This is a genomic window from Kitasatospora sp. NPDC024654 (genome assembly GCF_055559155.1).
This window is the reverse complement of sequence record NZ_JBVHLF010000226.1, coordinates 1-2,593: the sequence shown is the minus strand read 5'-3', so window position 1 is coordinate 2,593 and position 2,593 is coordinate 1. Positions and strand designations below refer to the sequence as shown.

At 67.3% G+C, this 2,593-nt stretch carries 2 protein-coding genes; both read right to left on the bottom strand.

Features of this window, described 5'->3' with window-relative positions:
* Nucleotides 1–183: 183 nt before the first annotated feature.
* A complete protein-coding gene (locus tag ACZ38L_RS39130; protein WP_465702866.1) occupies nucleotides 184–630 on the bottom strand; it encodes a helicase associated domain-containing protein in 447 nt (148 codons plus the stop codon).
* Nucleotides 631–783: 153 nt separating this feature from the next.
* On the bottom strand, nucleotides 784–2,121 hold the full coding sequence (locus ACZ38L_RS39125) for a beta-propeller fold lactonase family protein (protein ID WP_465702864.1): 1,338 nt from the start codon (nucleotides 2,119–2,121) through the stop codon (nucleotides 784–786).
* Nucleotides 2,122–2,593: the final 472 nt, after the last annotated feature.

The following is a 2,593-nucleotide window of genomic DNA, read 5'->3' as shown; positions in this document are numbered from 1 at the left end:
CAGGATGATCAGACGATCGCAAGAAGGGTCGGATTTGCTCCGGTGGGTCCCGATTCATCCGCCGTCCAGCGGTCAGTTTTCACCCGTCGCCGAGATCACCCGTAAGGTGACGGCCTCCCAGAGCTTTCTCAGGACCCGCGGCAGCCAGCGCCGACAGCACACCAGCCCCCGGCTGGAGGAGGCCTACCGGGCCACGCCCAGGGCCTCCAACTGCCCGCGCTGCTCCTCGCTGAGCTCGTCCCGGCGAGCACGCTGGTTGTTCAGCCAGGTGCCCAGCGACGTCCCGCCCTCCTTGTGCGTGCGCGGGACCTTGGCGTGCCCCTCCCGCTCGACGAACGCCGCCAGCGCCGCGAGGCCCTGCTGGAACCGGTCCGCCCGCGACACCTTCGGCTTCGCCGCGGCCACCGCCCGCGCGGCCGCCAGCTCCTGGTCCTCCTCGATCCCGAGCGCCGCCAGCAGGTCCCGTTGCTCCTGGTCGAGTTCGGCCCAGCCGGCCCGTTGGGTGCGCACCCAACGGCCGAGCTGCTCGCCCTCGAACGTCGTCTCCAGCGGCATGGCGGCCCAGTCGACCCGGCCGTCGTACTCCAGCCACCACTGCCGGGCGACGGAGTAGGTGCGCTGCCAGGTGATCGGCCAGGCCGGGCACCACCAGGGGTGGATCTCCTCCAGCGCGGCTCGGCGCTTCGGGTCGAGCGCACTGGGCTCGCCTTCGGGTATCTCGGCCGCGGCCCTCAGTCCGGCGAGCGACGAACCATGCTCCTTCGCCCAGACCTTGCCGCTCGGTCAGCTGCTGCAGACGGCGTAGGGGGTGGCGGTGATGGGTTGACCTGAGGTGTTGGTGAGGGAGACTTGCCAGGTGTTGCCGACCGGAATGCTGGTGAAGTTGCTGGGGGGCGGTCCGGTGAGCTGGGCGCCGCCGCCGGTGAGGAGAGTGCCGGCGGGGCAGGAAGCCGTTGCGGTCCCGGGCACTGCCCCGGCAGCCACACCATAGGGCCCTGTGCCGACGGTGACGGTGGTGTAGACGGTGTTCGTCGAGGTGTCGATCACCGACACAGTATTCGAGCCGTTGTTGGTGACGTAGGCGAAGGTGCCGGCCGGGTTCACTGCCACACTAATGGGGTTGGTGCCGACGGTGATGGTGGCGGTGACGGTGTTCGTCGCAGGGCTGATCACCGACACAGTGTTCGAACTGACGTTGGTGACGTAGACGAAGGTGCCGGCCGGGTTCACCGCCACACCCTGGGGGTTGGTGCCGACGATGATGGTGGCGGTGACGGTGTTCGTCGACGTGTTGATCACCGAGACATTGTTCGAGTTGTTGTTGGTGACGTAGGCGAAGGTGCCGGCCGGGCTCACCGCCACGCCGAAGGGGCCGGTGCCGACGGTGATGGTGGCGGTGACGGTGTTCGTCGACGTGTTGATCACCGACACAGTGTTCGCACTGAAGTTGGCGACGTAGACGAAGGTGCCGGCCGAGTTCACCGCCAGGTTCCGGGGGCCGGTGCCGACGGTGATGGTGGCGGTGACGGTGTTCGTCGACGTGTCGATCACCGACACAGTGTTCGAAGATTGGTTGGTGACGTAGGCGAAGGTGCCGGCCGGGTTCACCGCCACGCCGAAGGGGCCGGTGCCGACGGTGATGGTGGCGGTGACGGTGTTCGTCGACGTGTCGATCACCGACACAGTGTTCGAGCCGTTGTTGGTGACGTAGGCGAAGGTGCCGGCCGGGTTCACCGCCACACGCCGGGGGTTGGTGCCGACGGGGATGGTCGCGGTGACGGTGTCCGTCGCCGCGCTGATCACCGACACAGTGTTCGAACTCAAGTTGGTGACGTAGGCGAAGGTGCCGGGCGCGGCGGCGGCGGGTGTGGCGCTGGCGATGGGCAGAGCAATGCCCGCCACAACCACTGCCACTGCGGCGAGTCTGGCACGTACCTGCATCCACCACGACGCCTCATGCCCAGGCCGCCGCATCACACGCGGCCCCTGCGGTACCTGGCCCACAGCAACACCCATCACGAAAACCTCCTCCGACGCATCACGGCACTCGCTTTCCCTATCCGGAACAACACGGGCCGGGTGCCCGGGGTGAAACCATGGTGAAGGCGCCAAAAATGACACTAACCCCACCACCCTGCGCAGGCCCGCAACCCAGGGCTTCGGCGTAGTCGGGTCATGTCCGCTGTCTGATTACGCGAGGCCGAAGAGGAGCGGCGGCTGTTGTGGGTCGTGGGCGTTGCGGTGGAGGGCGGCGGCGACGTTGGTGGCTCGGACTTGCGGGCGCTCTCGCCGCACTCCTCAACGTCCCACTGGCTACGGTGTCGGCGGCCGGTTGGATCAGAACCCCGCCAGTGGGGAAGCGCTGGCCGTACGCGGAGAGATGATCTTGGCCGCTGTCACCTGTACAAGGCCAAGAGGGCTCTTCGGGTCGCGCAGCGCCCGAAACGTGGATCAGAGCCGCTTCGCGCGAGCGCCACCATTACCCTCGGGTATTCCCGTTCAGCGGGAGTGGTGAGCTGAGCCTGAATCAGTAGAAGGTGCCCTGTGACCTGCAAGGATGTGAGTGTCGAGTTCATATCCAGCGCGCGGGTAA